Source organism: Schaalia sp. lx-260 (assembly GCF_021083645.1).
Classification (GTDB): domain Bacteria; phylum Actinomycetota; class Actinomycetes; order Actinomycetales; family Actinomycetaceae; genus Pauljensenia.
On record NZ_JAJNRQ010000002.1, the window covers coordinates 215053 to 233336 of the forward strand.

At 48.5% G+C, this 18284-nt stretch carries 13 protein-coding genes; 9 read left to right on the top strand and 4 right to left on the bottom strand.

The features are described 5' to 3' along the window. Positions 1 to 7: 7 nt before the first annotated feature. A complete protein-coding gene (gene der, locus LRP57_RS02920; RefSeq protein ID WP_231205235.1) occupies positions 8 to 1429 on the bottom strand; it encodes a ribosome biogenesis GTPase Der in 1422 nt (473 codons plus the stop codon). A 321-nt stretch (positions 1430 to 1750) separates the two neighbouring features. Beyond that, positions 1751 to 2872 carry a hypothetical protein gene (locus tag LRP57_RS02925; protein WP_231204962.1) on the bottom strand — a complete coding sequence of 374 codons (1122 nt, stop codon included), beginning with the start codon at positions 2870 to 2872 and terminating at the stop codon, positions 1751 to 1753. Positions 2873 to 3020: 148 nt separating this feature from the next. On the opposite strand from LRP57_RS02925, the gene rimP reads away from it, so the two are divergent. From rimP to LRP57_RS02970, 9 genes are all read left to right on the top strand, one after another. Next, positions 3021 to 3506, top strand: coding sequence for a ribosome maturation factor RimP (rimP, locus tag LRP57_RS02930; protein WP_231204964.1), 486 nt, complete (start codon positions 3021 to 3023; stop codon positions 3504 to 3506). Positions 3507 to 3513: 7 nt separating this feature from the next. After that, on the top strand, positions 3514 to 4566 hold the full coding sequence (gene nusA, locus LRP57_RS02935) for a transcription termination factor NusA (RefSeq protein ID WP_231204966.1): 1053 nt from the start codon (positions 3514 to 3516) through the stop codon (positions 4564 to 4566). A 413-nt stretch (positions 4567 to 4979) separates the two neighbouring features. Continuing rightward, positions 4980 to 5303 (top strand): YlxR family protein, encoded by a 324-nt coding sequence (locus LRP57_RS02940; protein ID WP_231204968.1) that lies wholly within the window; start codon positions 4980 to 4982, stop codon positions 5301 to 5303. Positions 5304 to 5415: 112 nt separating this feature from the next. Then, positions 5416 to 8364, top strand: a complete 2949-nt coding sequence (gene infB / locus LRP57_RS02945; RefSeq protein ID WP_231204970.1) for a translation initiation factor IF-2 — start codon at positions 5416 to 5418, stop codon at positions 8362 to 8364. Positions 8365 to 8635: 271 nt separating this feature from the next. Beyond that, on the top strand, positions 8636 to 9115 hold the full coding sequence (gene rbfA / locus LRP57_RS02950) for a 30S ribosome-binding factor RbfA (RefSeq protein WP_231204972.1): 480 nt from the start codon (positions 8636 to 8638) through the stop codon (positions 9113 to 9115). Between the two features lie 202 nt (positions 9116 to 9317). Beyond that, on the top strand, positions 9318 to 10496 hold the full coding sequence (gene truB / locus LRP57_RS02955) for a tRNA pseudouridine(55) synthase TruB (protein WP_231204974.1): 1179 nt from the start codon (positions 9318 to 9320) through the stop codon (positions 10494 to 10496). A 61-nt stretch (positions 10497 to 10557) separates the two neighbouring features. Continuing rightward, a complete protein-coding gene (locus LRP57_RS02960) occupies positions 10558 to 11553 on the top strand; it encodes a bifunctional riboflavin kinase/FAD synthetase (RefSeq protein WP_231204976.1) in 996 nt (331 codons plus the stop codon). 173 nt (positions 11554 to 11726) lie between these two features. Further along, the gene (rpsO, locus tag LRP57_RS02965; protein ID WP_231204979.1) at positions 11727 to 11996 is read left to right on the top strand and encodes a 30S ribosomal protein S15; all 270 of its coding nucleotides are present in this window, start codon (positions 11727 to 11729) and stop codon (positions 11994 to 11996) included. A gap of 258 nt (positions 11997 to 12254) precedes the next feature. Next, entirely contained in the window at positions 12255 to 14627 is a 2373-nt protein-coding gene (locus LRP57_RS02970; RefSeq protein WP_231204981.1) for a polyribonucleotide nucleotidyltransferase, read from the top strand. Positions 14628 to 14829: 202 nt separating this feature from the next. Here the strand turns inward: LRP57_RS02970 and LRP57_RS02975 are convergent, their stop codons facing one another. Continuing rightward, positions 14830 to 15228, bottom strand: coding sequence for a winged helix-turn-helix transcriptional regulator (locus LRP57_RS02975; protein ID WP_231204983.1), 399 nt, complete (start codon positions 15226 to 15228; stop codon positions 14830 to 14832). A gap of 287 nt (positions 15229 to 15515) precedes the next feature. Further along, entirely contained in the window at positions 15516 to 18002 is a 2487-nt protein-coding gene (locus tag LRP57_RS02980; protein ID WP_231204985.1) for a hypothetical protein, read from the bottom strand. Positions 18003 to 18284: the final 282 nt, after the last annotated feature.

An 18284-nucleotide genomic window follows, 5' to 3' on the forward strand; every position in this document is an offset into this window, starting at 1 on the left:
TCATCCCTTAGCGACGACGACGTTCACGTACTCTCACGGAAATCTGGATAGGCGATCCAACGAAACCAAATTCTTCTCGTAAACGACGTTCAATAAAGCGACGATAGCCAGGATCAAGGAAACCTGTAGTGAAAAGTACGAAACGTGGAGGACGTGTGGATGCTTGAGTTCCAAAAAGGATACGAGGCTGTTTTCCTCCTCGCAGTGGATGAGGGTGAGCTGCAACAAGTTGACCAAGGAAAGCGTTAAGCCGTCCTGTAGGAATACGTGTCGCCCAGCCTTCAAGTGCAGCATCGAGTGCACGCGTAATACGGTTCGTATGCCATGAAGTTTTCGCGGAGACGTTAATACGTGGAGCCCAAGACATTTGGACGAGTTCACGTTCCAACTCAGCTTTCAACATGGCTTGCCGTTCAATATCAACGAGATCCCATTTATTATTCACGATCACTAAAGCACGACCAGCGTCAACGACCTGTTGGACGACTCGAATATCTTGCTCAGTCAGCGGCTCGGACCCATCAAAAAGTACCAACGCTATTTCTGCTTTGTCTAAAGCTATGTTCGTGCGAATAGACGCATAGTAGTCAGCCCCTGTGGTGCGGTGCATTTTACGACGAATACCCGCAGTATCAACAAACCACCATTGGCGATCATCTAGAGTAATTAACTCGTCAACAGGATCACGTGTCGTTCCTGCAAGCTCATTGACGACTACACGATCACTACCTGCTAAAGCATTCAGTAAAGAAGACTTACCGACATTGGGGCGACCAAGTAATGCAACACGACGTGGACCATGACTAGGCAAAGCTGTGGCAACAGCTGAATGTTCTGGCAAGATTTCCAATAGAGCATCAAGGAGATCACCTGTTCCCCGGCCATGTAATGCAGAGACAGGGTAGGGTTGGCCCATACCTAAAGACCACAGGTAAGCAGCCTCAGATTCTTGCAGAGCAGAATCCACTTTATTTGCCGCCAAAATAACAGGTTTTCCTTTACGGCGGAGCATCTGTACGATGCGTTCATCTGTGTCCGTGGCTCCTATTGTTGCATCAAGAACCAGCAGTACTGCATCTGCCATGTCAACAGCGATTTCTGCTTGTTCAGCAACAGAACGATCAAGACCTTTGACATCGACTTCCCAACCACCCGTATCAACGAGGGTAAAATGACGACCCGACCAGTTGGCAGGGTAGGACACGCGATCACGAGTGACACCGGGAGTATCTTGTACAACTGCTTCGCGTCGTCCAAGAATTCGGTTTACCAGCGTTGATTTGCCAACATTTGGTCGTCCTACGATTGCAACAACCGGTAAACCAACAGAGGTATCTTGGTGCAAGTCCTCAAAAAATTCACCATCAAGTAAAGCTAAATCTTCTTCATCAAGCTCGAATTGCTCCAATGATGCACGCATAGTACGCATATGTGCATCGATCTGTGCCTCAGTGAAATCATCTGTAGGATTGTCTGCAGGGATTATCGGTTCTTTTTCGTTGAAGTCACTCACCTGAATATTCTACGGGAACACTGCAATAACTACCGTGAAGTGCCATGAAATATCAACTTCTATATGCGTATGTGATGGCAGAAATCATGATTTTTAACTCATATTTTTCTTCTCGCACATAAAAATTCATAAGAATCTGCCCTGTTTTGCCTTAAAGTGCGCGTGAAAACAAGCGCGGGGAATTGAGATGGACCTGCTAAAAGAAAACCGTTATTCCTGATTTCCTGACAAACAGAATCAATCAGATTGAGGGATAAGCCGAGGCTCTATGAGCGGCGAAAAAGCTGAAGGAATAACAGGTAAAAATGTTTGTATATCTTCACGCAAGAAAGAAAGAGCATATGTGCGAAAGTCAGGTGAAGCGGAAATGAAAAGCCGTATATCCGCATCAATGAGAGCCGCAATTGCAGAAGTAAAATCTCCATCAGTAAAAGCACAACGATACACCCGAGCATCAGATGCTCCTTTGTCAAAGAGAGAATCTATGCGTGTAAAAAGTTTTTCACTGACAGCATGAGAATCAAATGAAACTTTCTCAACGGCTTTTGCATATGCGCTAGCTTGAGCAACACAATCCCAACTCCGGATGGCAGTACGTAAAGGATCTTGCGCAGTATCGTCAGATTGTCCTAGGCGTTGAAGATTTTCAGTTTGGGATAAAAGACCAGATATAGGGGAATTGTCAGAAGGTGGTTCCGAAGAATATTTAGAATCTGCGCCCTCAGAAAAGACAAATTCCCAACTCGCTATAGGAGGAATAACAGCGTCACTTGTCAAATGAGAGGCACGTTCAAGGTAAGAGACAATATGAGAATCTGCCTCATCAAGTTCAACTCCATAGGTATCGGCAAGCTTTTGAGCAGCAGCATGGCGTCCTACCGCAATCAAAGCCAACGCATATGCGTCTTCTGAGTCCGATACATTCCCTGTAGCAATCATTCGTAAATCGCGTTCAGACGACCTGACAAGCCACGTAATAAAAGTAGGAACATCGACAGGAGCAGAAGCTACAGGGAGGATCTGATAAGCGTCAGGGAATATATGACCTTGCCAGGGATCCCACATGCCGCCGGCAGCATCTAAACGAGCCTGAGCTGATTGAGCGAAAGCGTCCAAAGCAACACGGCACGGTTCACATTCAGAAGATTTGCGGGCAAAAGCTTGCGCACGGGTAAATGCTGCTACCTCAGTTCGTGCAGACATATCACGTGCTTTTTGTAGGTCATCCAAAGGAGGTAGCGCGCCAGGTGACCCAGAGAGATGAACTCCACAGGCGCTCAACGACAGAGCAGCACATAATGAAACAGCGACGAGAAGTACAGGTTTTTTCTTCGCAACACGCTGAAAAAACATCCTCATACAAGCAAAATACCTACTCGCAACACGCACGAAGCTATCATCTCATGGATAGACGGGTACGATTACACACAGATAACGTGTTGCACGCACAGTGAATAAAGAAACAACACGCATAGCCAAAGACAACAGAACAAAGTAAGGGACGAAAGTGGGCAAACCTCAGCCAGATGAAAATCTGTACAACCTACTCAGGCCAATTGTTGCAGAACAAGGCGTAGAACTTGATGCCGTTGTTCTTACCTCACAATACGGGATGACATTGCTTCGTGTGACCGTTGAAGAGCCCGAAGGTGAACAATCTCTTGACGCAGATACTTTGGCTGATGTTTCGCGTATAGTTTCTGCAGCTTTAGATAAAGCAGACCCCATTGAGCAAGAGTATCTATTAGAGGTGTCTACCCCTGGTATTGATCGCCTGCTACTTCAGCCTGCACACTGGCGTCGACAAATGGGGCGAACAGTGGCTGGTCGTCTGTACGATGGACAACGTTTCGCCGGTCGCGTGTGCGCAGTAGATGATGTTTATGTGACACTAGAAGTGGAAGGTGAAAAGACAACTTTCGACTACGCGCAGATAAAGAAAGCGCGTGCGCAAGTGGAACTCACCGCCACCGATCAAGGCAATGAGGAGTGAACTGAATATGGAAATCGACATGACTACGCTCCGTGTAGTGGAGCAAGAAAAAGGCATTGCCCTCGACACCCTAGTTGATGCCATCGAAGAAGCGCTTCTGAAGGCCTATCACAACATCCCCGGTGCGATCTCTCAGGCTCGCATTGAGATCGATAAGCGCACAGGGCGGGTGAGTGTCCTTGCAATGGATGAAGATGAGGACGGGAATCCTATCGGAGAATTTGATGATACTCCGAAAAACTTTGGTCGTATCGCTCAGGCAACAGCTCGTTCTGTGATTATGCAACGTTTACGTGACGCTGACGATCAGCGTGTTTTGGGTGATTTTGCTTCGCGCCAAGGACAGATCGTGACCGGTGTTGTCCAGCAGTCACGTGATGGTCGAATGACTCGTGTCCTTTTGGGGGATGAGTTTGAGGCTGTGCTTCCTGACGCTGAAAAAGCGCCGGGGGAATTTTACCGACATGGTGATCGTATTCGTGCGTACGTTGTATCTGTTGAGCGAACAGAAAAAGGGCCTCGTATCACTTTGTCTCGTACACATCCGGGGCTTATTACAGGTCTTTTCCACCGTGAAGTTCCAGAAATTCAACAAGGACTTGTAGAGATTAAAGCGGTAGCACGTGAAGCGGGGCATCGCACGAAGATTGCGGTTGCTGCTTTACGTGAGGGTGTGAATGCGAAAGGCGCATGCATTGGGCCAATGGGTGCTCGTGTGCGTTCTGTTATGACAGAACTTGGCGGCGAAAAGATCGACATTGTTGATTATTCAGAAGATCCTGCAAGTTTTGTAGCGAATGCTTTATCGCCTGCACGTGTTGCTCGCATTGTTGTTCATTCTGTGGAGAATCGGACGGCCACAGCAGTTGTTCCTGATTTTCAATTGTCGCTGGCCATTGGTAAAGAAGGGCAGAACGCGCGTTTGGCTGCCCGTTTGACCGGTTACCACATTGATATTCATTCTGATACGGAAAATGGTGCCCAGAGTGAAGTCTCGCGTTCTTCTATGTCGGATGAGGCTCGTGGATTTATGTCTCATCCTGATGATATAGAAATGTGAGTAGCTGAGTGCTGTGAGCTACTGAGTTCTCGTACTACTCATGCACAAACAGATGGCGGCGCATGTCCTCAAACTAAGGGCGTGCGCCATCGTGTTGAAATCTTTGTGTGGTAGGGGAAAACACAGGCACTGCTTTTGTCTCATTGAGTAGTACTTTTCTATTTGACGGTAAAATTATGGCAAGCCTCACATGAATTTACTTGGGGAGAGATACTCATTTCCTTCTCTGTCTCAATTGAAAATTTTCTTCTACTATCCGCTAACGAATAGGGATTGAATAGGGGAGACAATCTATTCGCTCTTTTTTATCCCGCTTGGAAAAACTTCCTGATAAGAACGAATAAAGACGACGTGACCATTCGCTCACCACTCAAACGTGGCAATTGGCTTAAGCTCCGCTAAGCTGGGGGACTGTGTCGAACTATGACCTGCAAGCAGGAGATAGGGATGGTGTATATACCGGACCTGTCCGTACCTGCGTAGGTTGTGGTTTGCAAGCAAACCGTGCGGAACTGATCCGCATGGTTGCCACACAAGGGTCTGCACATGTGGACCTGAGTCGCAGTCTCCCAGGCCGAGGCGCGTGGATTCATCCGAATCTATCGTGTATAAAACGGGCGCGCCAGCGTAAAACGTTCATGCAACGTTTGCGGCTCCAACGTGACATACATGAGTCCGTATGGCAAGAACTGGATGAGGCTGCACATAAGATGGCGCACGGTGCGTTGTCTTCTTGAGTAACGGAAGCGGGTTGGAAGCTGATGGGCACCCGATGAGTACCCAGCGATGAGCTGCCAGCAATATCAATGACGTGTCTCCTGCCTGGGGTCACGTCCAGACAGGAGAAAAGTGGCAAAGTTGCGTGTCCACGAGCTTGCTAAAGAGCTCGGAATCACCAGCAAGGAACTACTGACATACCTTAATGACCACGGAGAGTTTGTTAAGGCATCGTCATCAGCGCTGGAACCACCAGTCGTGCGTTCAGTGCGTGAACATTATCAAAGTCAGTCAGAAACAGCGGCACCTGAAAAAAATGCTGCTGAAAAGAAGACGACCAAAAAGACTTCACCGACCCGAGCCGCAGCGCCTAAGCCTGCTGCTCCTCAAAAAGTATCCTCTGCCCAGAGCACACAAACGGAAGCGCCTGCTGAAAACCAAAAAGCAGAACCTAGCCCATCCGCTGCTGCATCGGTGCAGGAAACACCGGCTGAAAAGCCTGTGCCCGTTGCAGATACGCAAAAACCACAGGAAGCAGAGCCTGCCCGCCCTGCACAGCCTCGTGCTCCGCAAACATCTGCATCCACCCCGGGCCCTCGACCTGCAGCGCCACGTCCGGCTGCTCCACGGCCTAGCGCAAAACCAAATGCTCCGCGACCGGCAGGCCCACGTCCGGGAAATAATCCCTATGCCTCAAGCCAAGGGATGCCACGTCCAGGAGGCAGCGGTGCTACTCGTTCTGGCGCAGGTCCGCGTCCAGGTGGGACAGGAGGCCCGCGTCCGGGCCCGCGTCCAGGTGGTTCACGTTCGACAGGAAATACTGCTGCTCAAGGTGAACGTCCAGCACGTTCAAACGGGCCACGCTCATCAGGTGGTTCACGCGGCGGAGGTAACACGCCTCGTCAAAATACTTCTTCGGCTCCTCGTTCCGGTGGTGGCGGCGCTTCTCGCCCAAATCCAGGAATGATGCCAGGGCAAGCGAATTTTGTGCGTGGAGCAGGAGCTCCACCTGAGCGTGCTCCTCGTTCCGGTGGCGGCGGTCGTGGCCGCAGCAACGGGTCACGTTCAAACGCAGGTGTGGGTGCCGCTGCAGGTGCAGGTGCAGGATTTGCTCCTCCTCGTGGTGGTCGTGGTGGAGCTGGTGGCCGTGGTGCAACTCCGGGTGCTTTCGGCCGCTCTGCTGGTCGCAGCCAGCGTGGTCGTAAGTCAAAGCGAGCAAAACGTCAAGAGTTTGAACAGCAGAATGCTCCGGTTATTGGCGGTGTTCAGGTTCCACGTGGGAACGGCGAAGAAATTCGTATTCGCCAAGGAGCAACTCTGGCTGATCTTGCGGAAAAGATTAACGTCAACCCTGCTGCTCTGGTCACAGTGCTTTTCCACCTCGGTGAGATGGCTACGGCTACACAGTCGCTTGACCAAGATACTTTCGAGGCATTAGGCGCAGAATTGGGATATGACGTGAAAGTTGTGTCCCCAGAAGATGAAGATCGTGAACTCCTTGAGTCCTTCGACATTGATCTTGAAGCTGAAGAACTTGATGATGCAGATCATTTGCAGGCTCGTCCTCCGGTTGTAACCGTTATGGGTCACGTTGACCACGGTAAGACGAAACTCCTTGATGCTATCCGTCATACTGACGTTGTTGATACTGAACACGGTGGTATTACCCAGCATATTGGTGCTTATCAGGTCACGGTTGAACATGAAGGTCAGCCTCGTCCGATTACATTCATTGATACACCAGGTCACGAAGCATTTACTGCTATGCGTGCTCGTGGTGCGCAAGTAACCGATATTGCTATCCTCGTGGTTGCTGCTGATGATGGTGTGATGCCGCAGACAGTTGAAGCTATCAACCATGCTCAGGCCGCCCAGGTTCCTATTGTCGTTGCTGTGAACAAAGTCGATAAGGAAGATGCCAACCCCGGCAAGATTCGTGCTCAGCTCACCGAATACGGGTTAGTGGCTGAGGAATACGGTGGCGACGTAATGTTCGTTGATGTATCAGCGAAGCAGCGTCAAGGTATCCATGACCTGCTTGAAGCGGTACTTTTGACTGCGGATGCGGCTTTGGACTTAACTGCGAACCCTCATACAGACGCTCGTGGTGTAGCTATTGAAGCCAATCTTGACCGCGGTCGTGGTGCTGTGGCCACTATGTTGGTTCAGCGCGGAACTTTGCGTGTAGGCGACGCTTTGGTTGTGGGTTCTGCTCATGGTCGTGTGCGCGCTATGTTCGGTGATGCGGGTGAAGAAGTAACCGAGGCAGGGCCGTCACGTCCTGTACAGGTTTTGGGTTTGACTTCTGTTCCACGCGCAGGTGATTCATTCTTGGTTGCCCAAGATGATCGCACTGCTCGTCAGATCGCTGATAAACGTGAATCTGTTGAACGTCAAGCAATGCTTGCGAAACGTCGTAAACGCGTGTCCCTTGAAGACTTCGATAAGGTCTTGAAGGAAGGCGAAGTTAATACTCTGAACTTGGTCATTAAGGGTGACGTGTCCGGTGCTGTGGAGGCTCTGGAAGATTCGCTGTTACGTATTGAAGTGGGTGACGAAGTTGCGCTACGTATTATTCACCGTGGCGTGGGTGCTATCACTCAGAATGACGTGAACCTGGCGACCGTTGATAATGCAGTCATCATTGCATTTAACGTGCGTCCTGCTGAACGAGTTCAAGAGTTGGCTGATTCTGAAGGCGTAGAGATTAAGTACTACAACGTCATTTATTCAGCAATTGATGATGTAGAAGCCGCTTTGAAGGGTATGCTGAAGCCGATTTATGAGGAAGTCCAGTTGGGTTCCGCTGAAATTCGGCAAGTGTTCCGTTCAGGTAAGTTCGGTAATATCGCTGGTTCGATTGTGCGCACGGGTACGATCAAACGTGGAACGAAAGCTCGTTTGGTTCGTGACGGTGTTGTTGTTTCAGACAACCTTGAAATTGTTTCTTTGCGTCGTGAAAAGGATGATGTCACTGAAGTCCGTGAGGGCTACGAATGCGGTATCACCCTTGGATACAAAGACATTGCAGAGGGCGATGTTATTGAAACGTGGGAGCTGCGTGAAAAGGCACGTGATTAATCGCGAGTGATTACATGCTCTCATCATGTGCGGGTCGGCTTGTCTTATGGCAGGTCGGCCCGTTGCTTTTGTGCTCACCCTTTTTGTTCACCGGCCGCACCTGAACAGAATGTGCGAGCACTGTATTTATGTGGGCTTTGACAAGTCTGCGGGTTGGGAACACGAAGCTCAGCTTTACCTCACAGGGCCTGCGACACCTGTATCTCAGAAGAACCGCTACTATTAACGGGGTATATTAAAGGGAAAGAAAGTCAGAATGTGAGGAACCGCAATGGCAGACGAAGCACGAGTGCGTAAAGTTCAAGACCGCATACAACAAACTGTTGCACGTATGCTTGGCCGTCGTATCAAGGACCCTCGTTTAGGATTCGTCACCATTACCGATGTGCGTGTCACCGGTGACCTGCAACATGCTTCCATTTTCTACACGGTTTTGGGTGAGGAACGTGATCGTCAAGCAAGTGCCGCCGCCTTTGAGTCAGCTAAAGGAATTATTCGTTCGGAAGTTGGAAAAGCCTTAGGAATCCGTTTAACTCCAACCGTGGAATTCATTTTGGATGGTTTACCAGAAAGCGCCGCAGCTTTAGAGGAAGTGCTCACAGCAGCACGAGAAAAGGACGCGCAGATTGCTCAAATCGCAGCGCAAGCAACCTACGCAGGAGATGAAGATCCTTACCGTAAACCTGGTGAGTATGACGAGTATGACGAAGAACCTGAATGGCCTATCGAAGATCACGAAGAAAATAATTAACTCACAGGCAAGATTATTTGATCTCCGTAAAATCGGGATTTTTTAATCTGAGTAAAATGCAGTGCATAAAATGTGCTGCGCTCTGAGCGACACAGAACAGCGAAAAGGCACTGTGCCGTGACAGTATGCGTGTGAGAATAGTGCAGGTACTTGCATTAATTGCCTACTTCTACGAGTGATTCATAAGGATAAAACCCAAGTTATGGCAAAACGTCCCGATCGATCAGTACCAGGTTTGCTGATTGTTGATAAGAGTTCTGGAATGACAAGTCACGATGTGGTTTCGCGTGTGCGTCGCCTGGCTCATACCCGAAAAGTTGGCCATGCAGGTACTTTGGATCCAATGGCAACGGGTGTTCTTGTCGTAGGAATTGGTAAGGCAACTCGCTTACTCACTTATATTTCAGGCAGCTCAAAAACCTACAATGCGACGATACGTTTGGGAATTGAAACGACAACGGAGGACGCTGAAGGCCAGCTTATTTCTGCACGTGGTTGTCCTTCCCTAGATGAGAGTGCTCTGGAAAGAGTGCTTTCAGGTTTGCGGGGAGATATTTTGCAGGTTCCTTCAAAAGTAAGTGCCTTAAAAATTGCAGGTCAAAGAGCTCATGCATTGGTTCGTGCTGGTAAAGAAGTGGAACTAGAAGCGCGTCCTGTGCATATTTCACGTTTAGAAGTTTGCGCGCCTTTCCGTTCAAGTGTCTGTGATCTTGCGGAGGATGTTTTCTTTCCGGTAGATGCTGAGGAGAAAGCCTATTTTGTTGCCTCAGATTTTTTGCAGGCTCAGGCTACTTTTGATATTCCCAGAAACACCAAGCTAAAGACACCTCATGTGCCTGTTGTGGATGTTGATGTGGTCGTGGAATGTTCTTCCGGGACGTATGTGCGTGCCTTGGCCCGTGATATTGGTGCAGCATTAGGTTGTGGTGCTCATTTGACGTATCTGCGTCGCACACAGGTTGGTGTTTTCACATTAGATCATGCGCATACGCTGGAATCTTGTGAAGCATTATCTGTCGATGATCTGTCGCAAAATTTTACGGAAAATACTGAAAAAACTGAAGCAAGTACTCTTTATCGTGTTGGTGAAGAAACAATAGGTTCTGCTCCTGTTTGTGCTCCTGCGCCTTTTTTGTTGCCGCTTGATGAGGTAGTGCATTCACTTTTTCCAACTCTTGTGCTGACCGAGGAAGAAGCGCTACGTTTTGCTCATGGCAATCCACCTCAACGTCACGTGCCTGCGCTCGCAGGGCAACACAGTGATAATTCTGGGCACGTGAAAGATAAGGTTCATCCAATTGCGGCTTTACATCCTGATGGGCACGTGATGGGTTTACTCGCGGTACGATCAGGAAAGCTGGTTACTTTATTGGTGTTTTAAGTCCGTCATGCAATAGTGGGTGACGGATGGCCTCATGCAATAGTGGATGGAATGAGAACTTATGGAAGTCTGGACGGATTTATCGCAGGTGCCCGCAGGGATAAGTGCTGTCGTCACGATCGGTAATTTTGATGGCATGCATTTGGGACATAAGAAAGTTATTGCGACATGTGTTGAACGTGCGCGCAAACGTGGTGTGCATTCTGTTGCTTTAACTTTTGATCCGCATCCACGGAAAGTTCATCAGCCAGACAGCAGTATGCAGTTAATTGAGCCTCTCCGCGACAGGCTTGACGCGATGGCAGCAACCGGTCTTGATGGGACCCTTGTGGTTCACTATGACGCCAGTGTGTACGTGCTAAGTCCGCAAGATTTTGTGAAACATTATCTTGTGGATGCTTTAGGTGTGGCAGAAGTTGTTGTGGGTGAGGATTTCCGTTTTGGCCAAGGAAATTCAGGAACGGTTGATACATTGCGTGCTCTTGGGCGCAATGATGATTTTGATGTTGTCATGGTGACTGATATTGAGGCTCCTGAGGGGCGGCGTTGGTCATCGTCGTGGGTTCGGGAATTACTGGCTATTGGTGATGTATCTGGTGCTGCGCGAGTTTTGGGACATTTGCATCGTATTCGTGGCACTGTTGAGCATGGGCATAAAAGAGGTCGTGAGCTCGGTTTTCCTACGGCAAATTTGTGTTCGAATATTGAGGGCGTGGTTCCTGGTGATGGCGTGTATGCGGGGTGGCTTGTGCGGCGTGTGCCTGATACCTACGCTGCAGAATTTTTGCCATCTGCGATTTCGGTGGGGACAAATCCACAGTTTTTAGGGCGTGAACGCACGGTTGAAGCACATGTGTTGGGGCGTTCTGACTTGGATTTGTATGGTGAGGACGTGGCTGTCACTTTTGTTTCACGTATCCGGTCGATGTGTACTTTTGATTCGGTGCCTACTCTATTGGCACAGATGGATGAGGATTTGCGTTCAACGGCTGCTGTTCTTGGTATTGGGGTGACGGGTCGCGTGGATCCATCTCAGGTAACTGCTGGCCGCTTTTAGGTGCTGAAGCTGAAAAGTGCCCGATCCCACAGGAAAAAAGTCGCTTTCATGGGATGTGTACTTTTATTCGCAAAACTTGCTCATGTACCATAGAAAGGCCGTCATGACGGCCACGGATTGTATGCTGCAGGGAATCGCCCTGTTGCTCCGTGCAACGAACAGAGGAGAGTCCTATGCCCTTAGCAAAGGAAGTAAAAGACAAGATTATTGCCGAATACGGTACTCATGAGGGTGACACTGGCTCTCCTGAGGTACAGGTCGCGCTGCTGACTCAGCGTATTAAGGATCTGACCGAACACTTCAAGCATCACACGCATGACCATCATTCCCGTCGCGGTTTGCTGCTTCTGGTTGGTCGTCGCCGTCGTTTGCTTGGCTATCTGGCTGAAATTGATATTGAGCGTTACCGTTCGCTCATTGAACGTCTCGGCCTGCGTCGCTGACATACAACCGGCCCGATCCCAAGGGGAGCGGGCCGGTTTGTTCCCTCTGCCTATCTGTGCATGTTTTAGTTTAAGCACGTGCTGACAAACAGATATGCATTACGTATGAAAATTGCGTTTGCCTTGAGCTGACGGTTTTCGACAGTGGCTTACGGACTTTACCGCCTCATTTATATGGGGTAGTAAGAAAGTGATGTCCGTGGGCTTCGATCGAAGGCCGACGCTGCAAACGTCACCATCACGAAAAGGAGAATCTTGATGATGGAAAGCAACGAAATTGTTGCTGCAGAAGCGATTATTGATAATGGTCGTTTCGGAAAACGTGTTGTGCGTTTTGAAACTGGCCGACTGGCGAAACAAGCTGCAGGGTCGGCTATGGCCTATTTGGATGACGAAACTGCGATTTTGTCTGCCACAACTGTTGGAAAACAGCCGAAAGATCAGTTTGATTTCTTCCCGCTTACTGTTGATGTGGAAGAACGTTCCTATGCTGCTGGTCGTATTCCTGGGTCTTTTTTCCGTCGTGAAGGACGTCCCGGAACTGAAGCTATTCTGGCTGCACGTCTGATTGATCGTCCGTTACGCCCAGGTTTCGTCAAAGGTTTGCGTAATGAAGTTCAGGTGCACGAAACCGTGCTCGCTGTGCATCCAGATGATGCTTACGATGTTCTCGCAATCAATGCGGCGTCTATGTCAACACAAATTGCGGGCCTTCCTTTTACTGGCCCAATTGGTGGCACACGTCTTGCTCTGATTGATGACCAGTGGGTTGCTTTCCCACGCTGGTCAGAAATGGAGCGTTCAGTCTTTAACATTGTTGTTGCTGGCCGTATTGTGACTGCTGAGGATGGCAGTGACGACGTGGCGATCATGATGGTGGAAGCCGGTGGCGGTGACAATGAATGGGATCTCATTCAAGCCGGTGCAATGGCTCCTACCGAAGATGTAGTAGCTGATGGTTTAGAAGCTGCGAAACCATTTATTCGTGTACTGTGTGAGGCACAAATTGAGGTTGCTCAGCGCGCCTCGAAAGAAACCGCGGAATTCCCATTGTTTTTTGACTACACTGATGAGGAATACGCTGCTGTTGAAGAATGGGTGGGCGATAAGCTTGCTGCTGCTTTGCTTACTGAAGGAAAATTGGCTCGTGATGAAGCTGTTGAAGCAGTAAAAAGTGATATGTTGGCTGCTTTGGAGGAGCGTTTCCCTGAGGCTGAAAAAGATCTGAAAGCGGCTTTCCGTTCTTTGGAGAAATCAACGATTCGTAATCGTACTTTGCGTGAAGAAATACGTATGGACGGTCGTACTCCTCGTCAGATTCGTTCGTTAGCTGCTGAAGTTGAAGTTCTTCCGCGTGTACATGGTTCGGCTTTATTCCAGCGTGGTGAAACTCAGATCCTTGGCGTTACCACTTTGGCAATGCTCCGTATGGAACAGCAGTTGGATAACTTGTCGCCAATTACTGCAAAGCGTTATATGCACCAGTATAACTTCCCCCCCTTCTCGACAGGGGAAACTGGGCGTGTCGGTTCACCAAAGCGTCGTGAAATCGGACATGGTGATTTGGCAGAGCGTGCGCTTCGTCCAGTGATTCCTTCGCGTGAAGATTTCCCTTACGCTATTCGTCAGGTATCTGAGGCCTTGGGTTCGAATGGCTCTACCTCTATGGGTTCTGTGTGTGCATCAACATTATCCATGTTGCAAGCTGGCGTTCCTTTGCGCGCGCCCGTGGCTGGTATTGCTATGGGCTTAATGACAGGTGAAGTTGATGGCGTACAAAAAGCTGTTACTTTGACTGATATCTTGGGAGCAGAAGACGGCTTCGGAGATATGGACTTCAAGGTAGCTGGTACTCGTCAGTTCATCACTGCTTTACAGTTGGATACAAAGCTTGATGGTATTGACTCTCAGGTTCTGCGTGCGGCTTTAGCTCAAGCTCGTGATGCACGTATCGCGATTCTTGATTTCATGGAGCAAGCCATTGATTCTCCAGATGAGATGAGCCCTCATGCTCCTCGTATTATCACGGTTCAGATTCCTGTCGATAAGATTGGCGAAGTGATCGGCCCTAAGGGGAAGATGATTAACCAGATTCAGGAAGATACCGGTGCTGATCTGACCATTGAAGATGATGGAACAGTGTACATTGGTGCTTCTACGGGTGAGGCTGCTGAAGCTGCTCGCGCCGTGGTCAATCAGATCGCTAATCCGCAAATGCCTGAGGTAGGGGAGCGCTTTGTGGGGACTGTTGTGAAAACAACGTCTTTCGGTGCTTTCATTTCCTTGACCCCAGGTAAGGATGGTTTACTCCATATTTCACAGGTCCGTAGGCTTGTGGGTGGTAAACGCATTGAATCTGTGGATGATGTTCTTCAGGTAGGACAACAGGTTGAGGTAGAGATCGCTGAAATTGGTGATCGCGGCAAATTGTCTTTGCATGCTGTTGTTGAAGGTGAGGTAGCGGCTGAAGAAGTTTCTGCTGATACAGAATCTGAAACTTCTGCGCGCCCGGCACGCCGTGAACGTCGTGACCGCACAGATCGTCGTGAGCGTCGTCCTCGCACACGTACTCGCCGTCGTCGTGAAGATGAAGATGGCGGAAATTCTGCTGATGAGTCAGTGCAGGAATGATACTGCTGCTTAAAGCTGCCATTACGCACTAGTGTGACGGTAGCAGAGCAAAATAGTCTCATAAGTGGTGAAACCGAGATGAACGTATTGTTCATCTCGGTTTCCTTTATATTCTGCATCAGGTACAGATACACAATATTGTTACAGTTATATCATGTATGTGTAGGGTTTTCGTTAGATACTTTTCTCAAGCGCGTGCTGTTTACTTGACTGTTTGAGCGTCGTATTTTTCTCTATGCTGTTCGATGATTGTGACATGTTTTTCTGCCCAGTGGCGAAGTGCTTGGATAGGTTCTACGACTGAGTGTCCTAAATTGGTGAGGGAATAATTAACTCGGGGTGGAATAGTTGGAATAACTTCGCGGTGTATGAGGCCATCGCGTTCCATGGAGCGCAGTGTTTCTGTCAGTACTTTTCCAGAGATTCCGCCGATGAAATCTTTGAGCTGCGTGAAACGAACCGTGTTTTCTTGACTCAGCACAGTGATAATCATTGGTGCCCATCGGTCGGTGACATGACGAAGGACAGTACGTGAAGGGCAATCCGCGTTGAGAATATCCCCGTCTGCTTCGGTTTCGCTTTGTGTTCTGTAGGTACTCATATACTATTCCTTTTAATTACTTTCAGTAACAAGTGAATAATACTTATTATTCACTCTATAAACAATGGTGGGGATGAAGAAAACTATTGCACATAACGCAAAATACAATCGGGTATTTATAAGCCGAGTAAGCCCAAAAAAGCTCACGAGCTGTATTTTATATGAGGATCTTTACGTGATGGGTAAACAGGTGCTCCCTGAAAACAGGGGAGAAACAAGAACTTTTTCTTTACTCCTCATGCTTTCAGGGAGCACCACCACGGTGTTACTCTGCCACTTCAGATTGGTCAGAAGGCATCCGTAATAGTGATCTCAGGTTTTGTTGGATTACTGAGATCAAAAGTGCCTACTACGCGGAATCGATTATGTTGATCCGACGATGAAGATGAGTAACGAGTGATGATGTCAGCTTCGCTGGACTCAAACCTTCCCATTGAAAAATCAATGTCAGCAATTTTCTTTGCGAGGCTCCCAAGCTCAAGCGTGCTTAAGTTCTTGCTTTGTACACGGTAAGGACAACGTTCATCAAGGTTACCCCCAACTGTCGAACATGATTTAACTAACTCATTCGCTTTCTCTAGAAGGAGTTTTTCAAAAGATTCAGTGGCTTTTGGTTCAATCGAGACATAATCATCCTTTGAGAAGGCATCAAGTACGCGGAGAGTTTTTTCATCAGACTGAATATAGTCATTAGCTACTCCCGATACTGTGTAAATGCCCGGGAACAACGGCAATGACAGATTCTTGCGTGCTTTAACAGTGGTACCACCAATAAGTACTTCTGAGAACCCTTCCGCTCTGATGTCTATCCGCTTAAGTTCAGGTGCTTTGAGCTTCCAAGTGCGCAGGAGTCCGAATTCTTTTGGACCGGGTTGAGCTTCAAAGAACTGCGTGAATTGTTCGCCATCAAGAGCGAGTGTTGCAGTCACATGTTGTGATGTTTCGTTTGAAGCAGCAGCATTTTCTACGTGGATATTAACAATTTCGATATGAGCTGAACTATGCGCCAGTACATCGTTTGTTAGCAGTACACGTTCGTCATTTCGGATTCCTGGATCAGCGATACTTAAAGCTGTCTCAGCATCACCTTTCGCAATTGCTTCAAGATATTGACGTACAGGTTGTTCTGCTGTTCGCATACTATTCACGATATTCAGAGCAATAACAGCACCAACACAGAGCACAGTGAGAACACCAATCACTGAGGCGGCAAGTACAATCTTGCGTTTCTTTTGTGCAGACATTGGCGTGCGAGGTAGTGATACTACAGGCAAAGGCGCTACTGCTGGTGCTGGTGGTTGTGCTGGTACTGAAGGAGCGGAAACAACAGGAATTGTTTCCACCTGAGCTGTTTCTGTCATAGGTGTGGCGGGAGGGGCTGACTCTGAAATGTTCGATATCGGTGGAGGAGGTGTCATTACAGTTGTCGCTTGAGGAATTGTTGTCCCCATAGCTGCGGTAGTAGTTGTGGGAGCTACTGGTGCGGGAATATAGCTTTGTGCCCAGACAGCATACTGTCCACGTCCGCCTACGAAGGTCAGTAGGCCGAGCGCATTTTGTGCACAGAACATGGGGAGAACTTCTGCAAGAATTGAGAGACCAAGGAAAGCAAAAGCAACTACGATGACGGAGGCAAAACTCACACCTACAGAGGCCGAAATACCTATGAACGATAAACGGATACTAGAGAGTACTACGGCAAAAATAAACCAGAGGGTGGTAGCAGCTACTGGTAATTGCCACACGCGATTCCAATGGATACCTGAACTTCGCTCACGTCGCAGACCTACTCGAAGTGCTGCTGCAAGCAGACATATAAGCGCCACAAGAATCAACACGTAGCCCAGTCCATAGGGAAAATCCCATGCGTGGATAGCTTCGGGGAGTGATCGGAATTCGCGTGGAATTTTTAATACTCCATCAAGCATAGGTATGTTTTTAAGCTCTGACATGGGGAGATTAATTTCAATCCCGCCAAGGAAGCTCAGGCCCAGTAAGCTGCACACCTGATTTGGCAAAAATACGATGAAGGCCAAGGCGATGAGGAATGATCCGCTCTCAAAGCTTAAGTACAAGGTTGTCAGGACAGAAATAGCAACGTAAACAATTCCAAAAACAAGGGTGCTGTGAACGGTTTCTGTGCACATGCGAATGAACCATGCTGGACGCCACTGTAATCCTAAGAAATGACTACGTGTCAAGAAAAGCGTAGCGCTTAGGACACAGACGAGAGAGAAAAATTCGAGGAAATAACGCGGATCCAGCGACGCAGAGGCCAGATTACCCAGAATTTGAGCTGTGGTGCCGCCAAGTTTATTCAATACAAAAGAAAGTAAAACCGTAATCAGTGCAATGATGGCACTTTCTGCCAGTGAGCGCACAGCTATAGGGGTTGTTTGTGCGATAAGTCCATCGTGTGTGAAACGGAAACGAGCAATAAGGTATGTCAAAAATACAATAACGACGAAAGTCGTTAGAGGCATAATGAAGAATGACACACCCACTGAGGCCGATAAAAAGCCAGAACCAACAGATAAGCTAGCTCCACTTCCCAGAATATAACCGATCATTGGGAAAATGGTGCTGAAAGGTAGGCTAAAACCGAGGGTAACGAAAAGCGCACTCAGGAAAGCGGTAAGCATGACAGCGCCTAAAAGGAAGCCAAGTGTTACGAAAGCTTCAGAAGTTCCAATGGCGCGAAGCTGAAGTCCTACAGGCGAGGCAATGGGCTGCTGAAGTTCTTGACCTACCGGCGCGCTAGGCGCGGGCGACACATTGTTCGCTCCTTGCTCAGGTAGTGGGGGGGGGTAGTTAGAGGGGCAGATGCATTATCAGATGGTGGAGGAAGAAATCCGTCTGAACTGCTCATAGGTTCTCCTTACAGGTTGATAGGAAAATTTTAAGGAACCGTGTAAATATTACACCTTGTTAGAGTATATGTAGGTCTATTTATCATAGATATTTTATGAGTGAAATTATTTTCTTATGCGCTTCTACACATATATTCACACCCTATCTGTGCCGGCATGCCTGCGCTGAGGTATAACAGTTAAACT

Excerpts from the sequence above, each read along its gene's own strand:
- der (WP_231205235.1), bottom strand. The coding sequence starts at position 1,429 with ATGCGTACTATGCGTGCATCATTGGAGCAATTCGAGCTTGATGAAGAA.
- LRP57_RS02925 (WP_231204962.1), bottom strand. The coding sequence starts at position 2,872 with ATGAGGATGTTTTTTCAGCGTGTTGCGAAGAAAAAACCTGTACTTCTC.
- nusA (WP_231204966.1), top strand. The coding sequence starts at position 3,514 with ATGGAAATCGACATGACTACGCTCCGTGTAGTGGAGCAAGAAAAAGGC.
- rbfA (WP_231204972.1), top strand. The coding sequence starts at position 8,636 with ATGGCAGACGAAGCACGAGTGCGTAAAGTTCAAGACCGCATACAACAA.
- truB (WP_231204974.1), top strand. The coding sequence starts at position 9,318 with ATGGCAAAACGTCCCGATCGATCAGTACCAGGTTTGCTGATTGTTGAT.
- LRP57_RS02960 (WP_231204976.1), top strand. The coding sequence starts at position 10,558 with ATGGAAGTCTGGACGGATTTATCGCAGGTGCCCGCAGGGATAAGTGCT.
- rpsO (WP_231204979.1), top strand. The coding sequence starts at position 11,727 with ATGCCCTTAGCAAAGGAAGTAAAAGACAAGATTATTGCCGAATACGGT.
- LRP57_RS02970 (WP_231204981.1), top strand. The coding sequence starts at position 12,255 with ATGATGGAAAGCAACGAAATTGTTGCTGCAGAAGCGATTATTGATAAT.
- LRP57_RS02975 (WP_231204983.1), bottom strand. The coding sequence starts at position 15,228 with ATGAGTACCTACAGAACACAAAGCGAAACCGAAGCAGACGGGGATATT.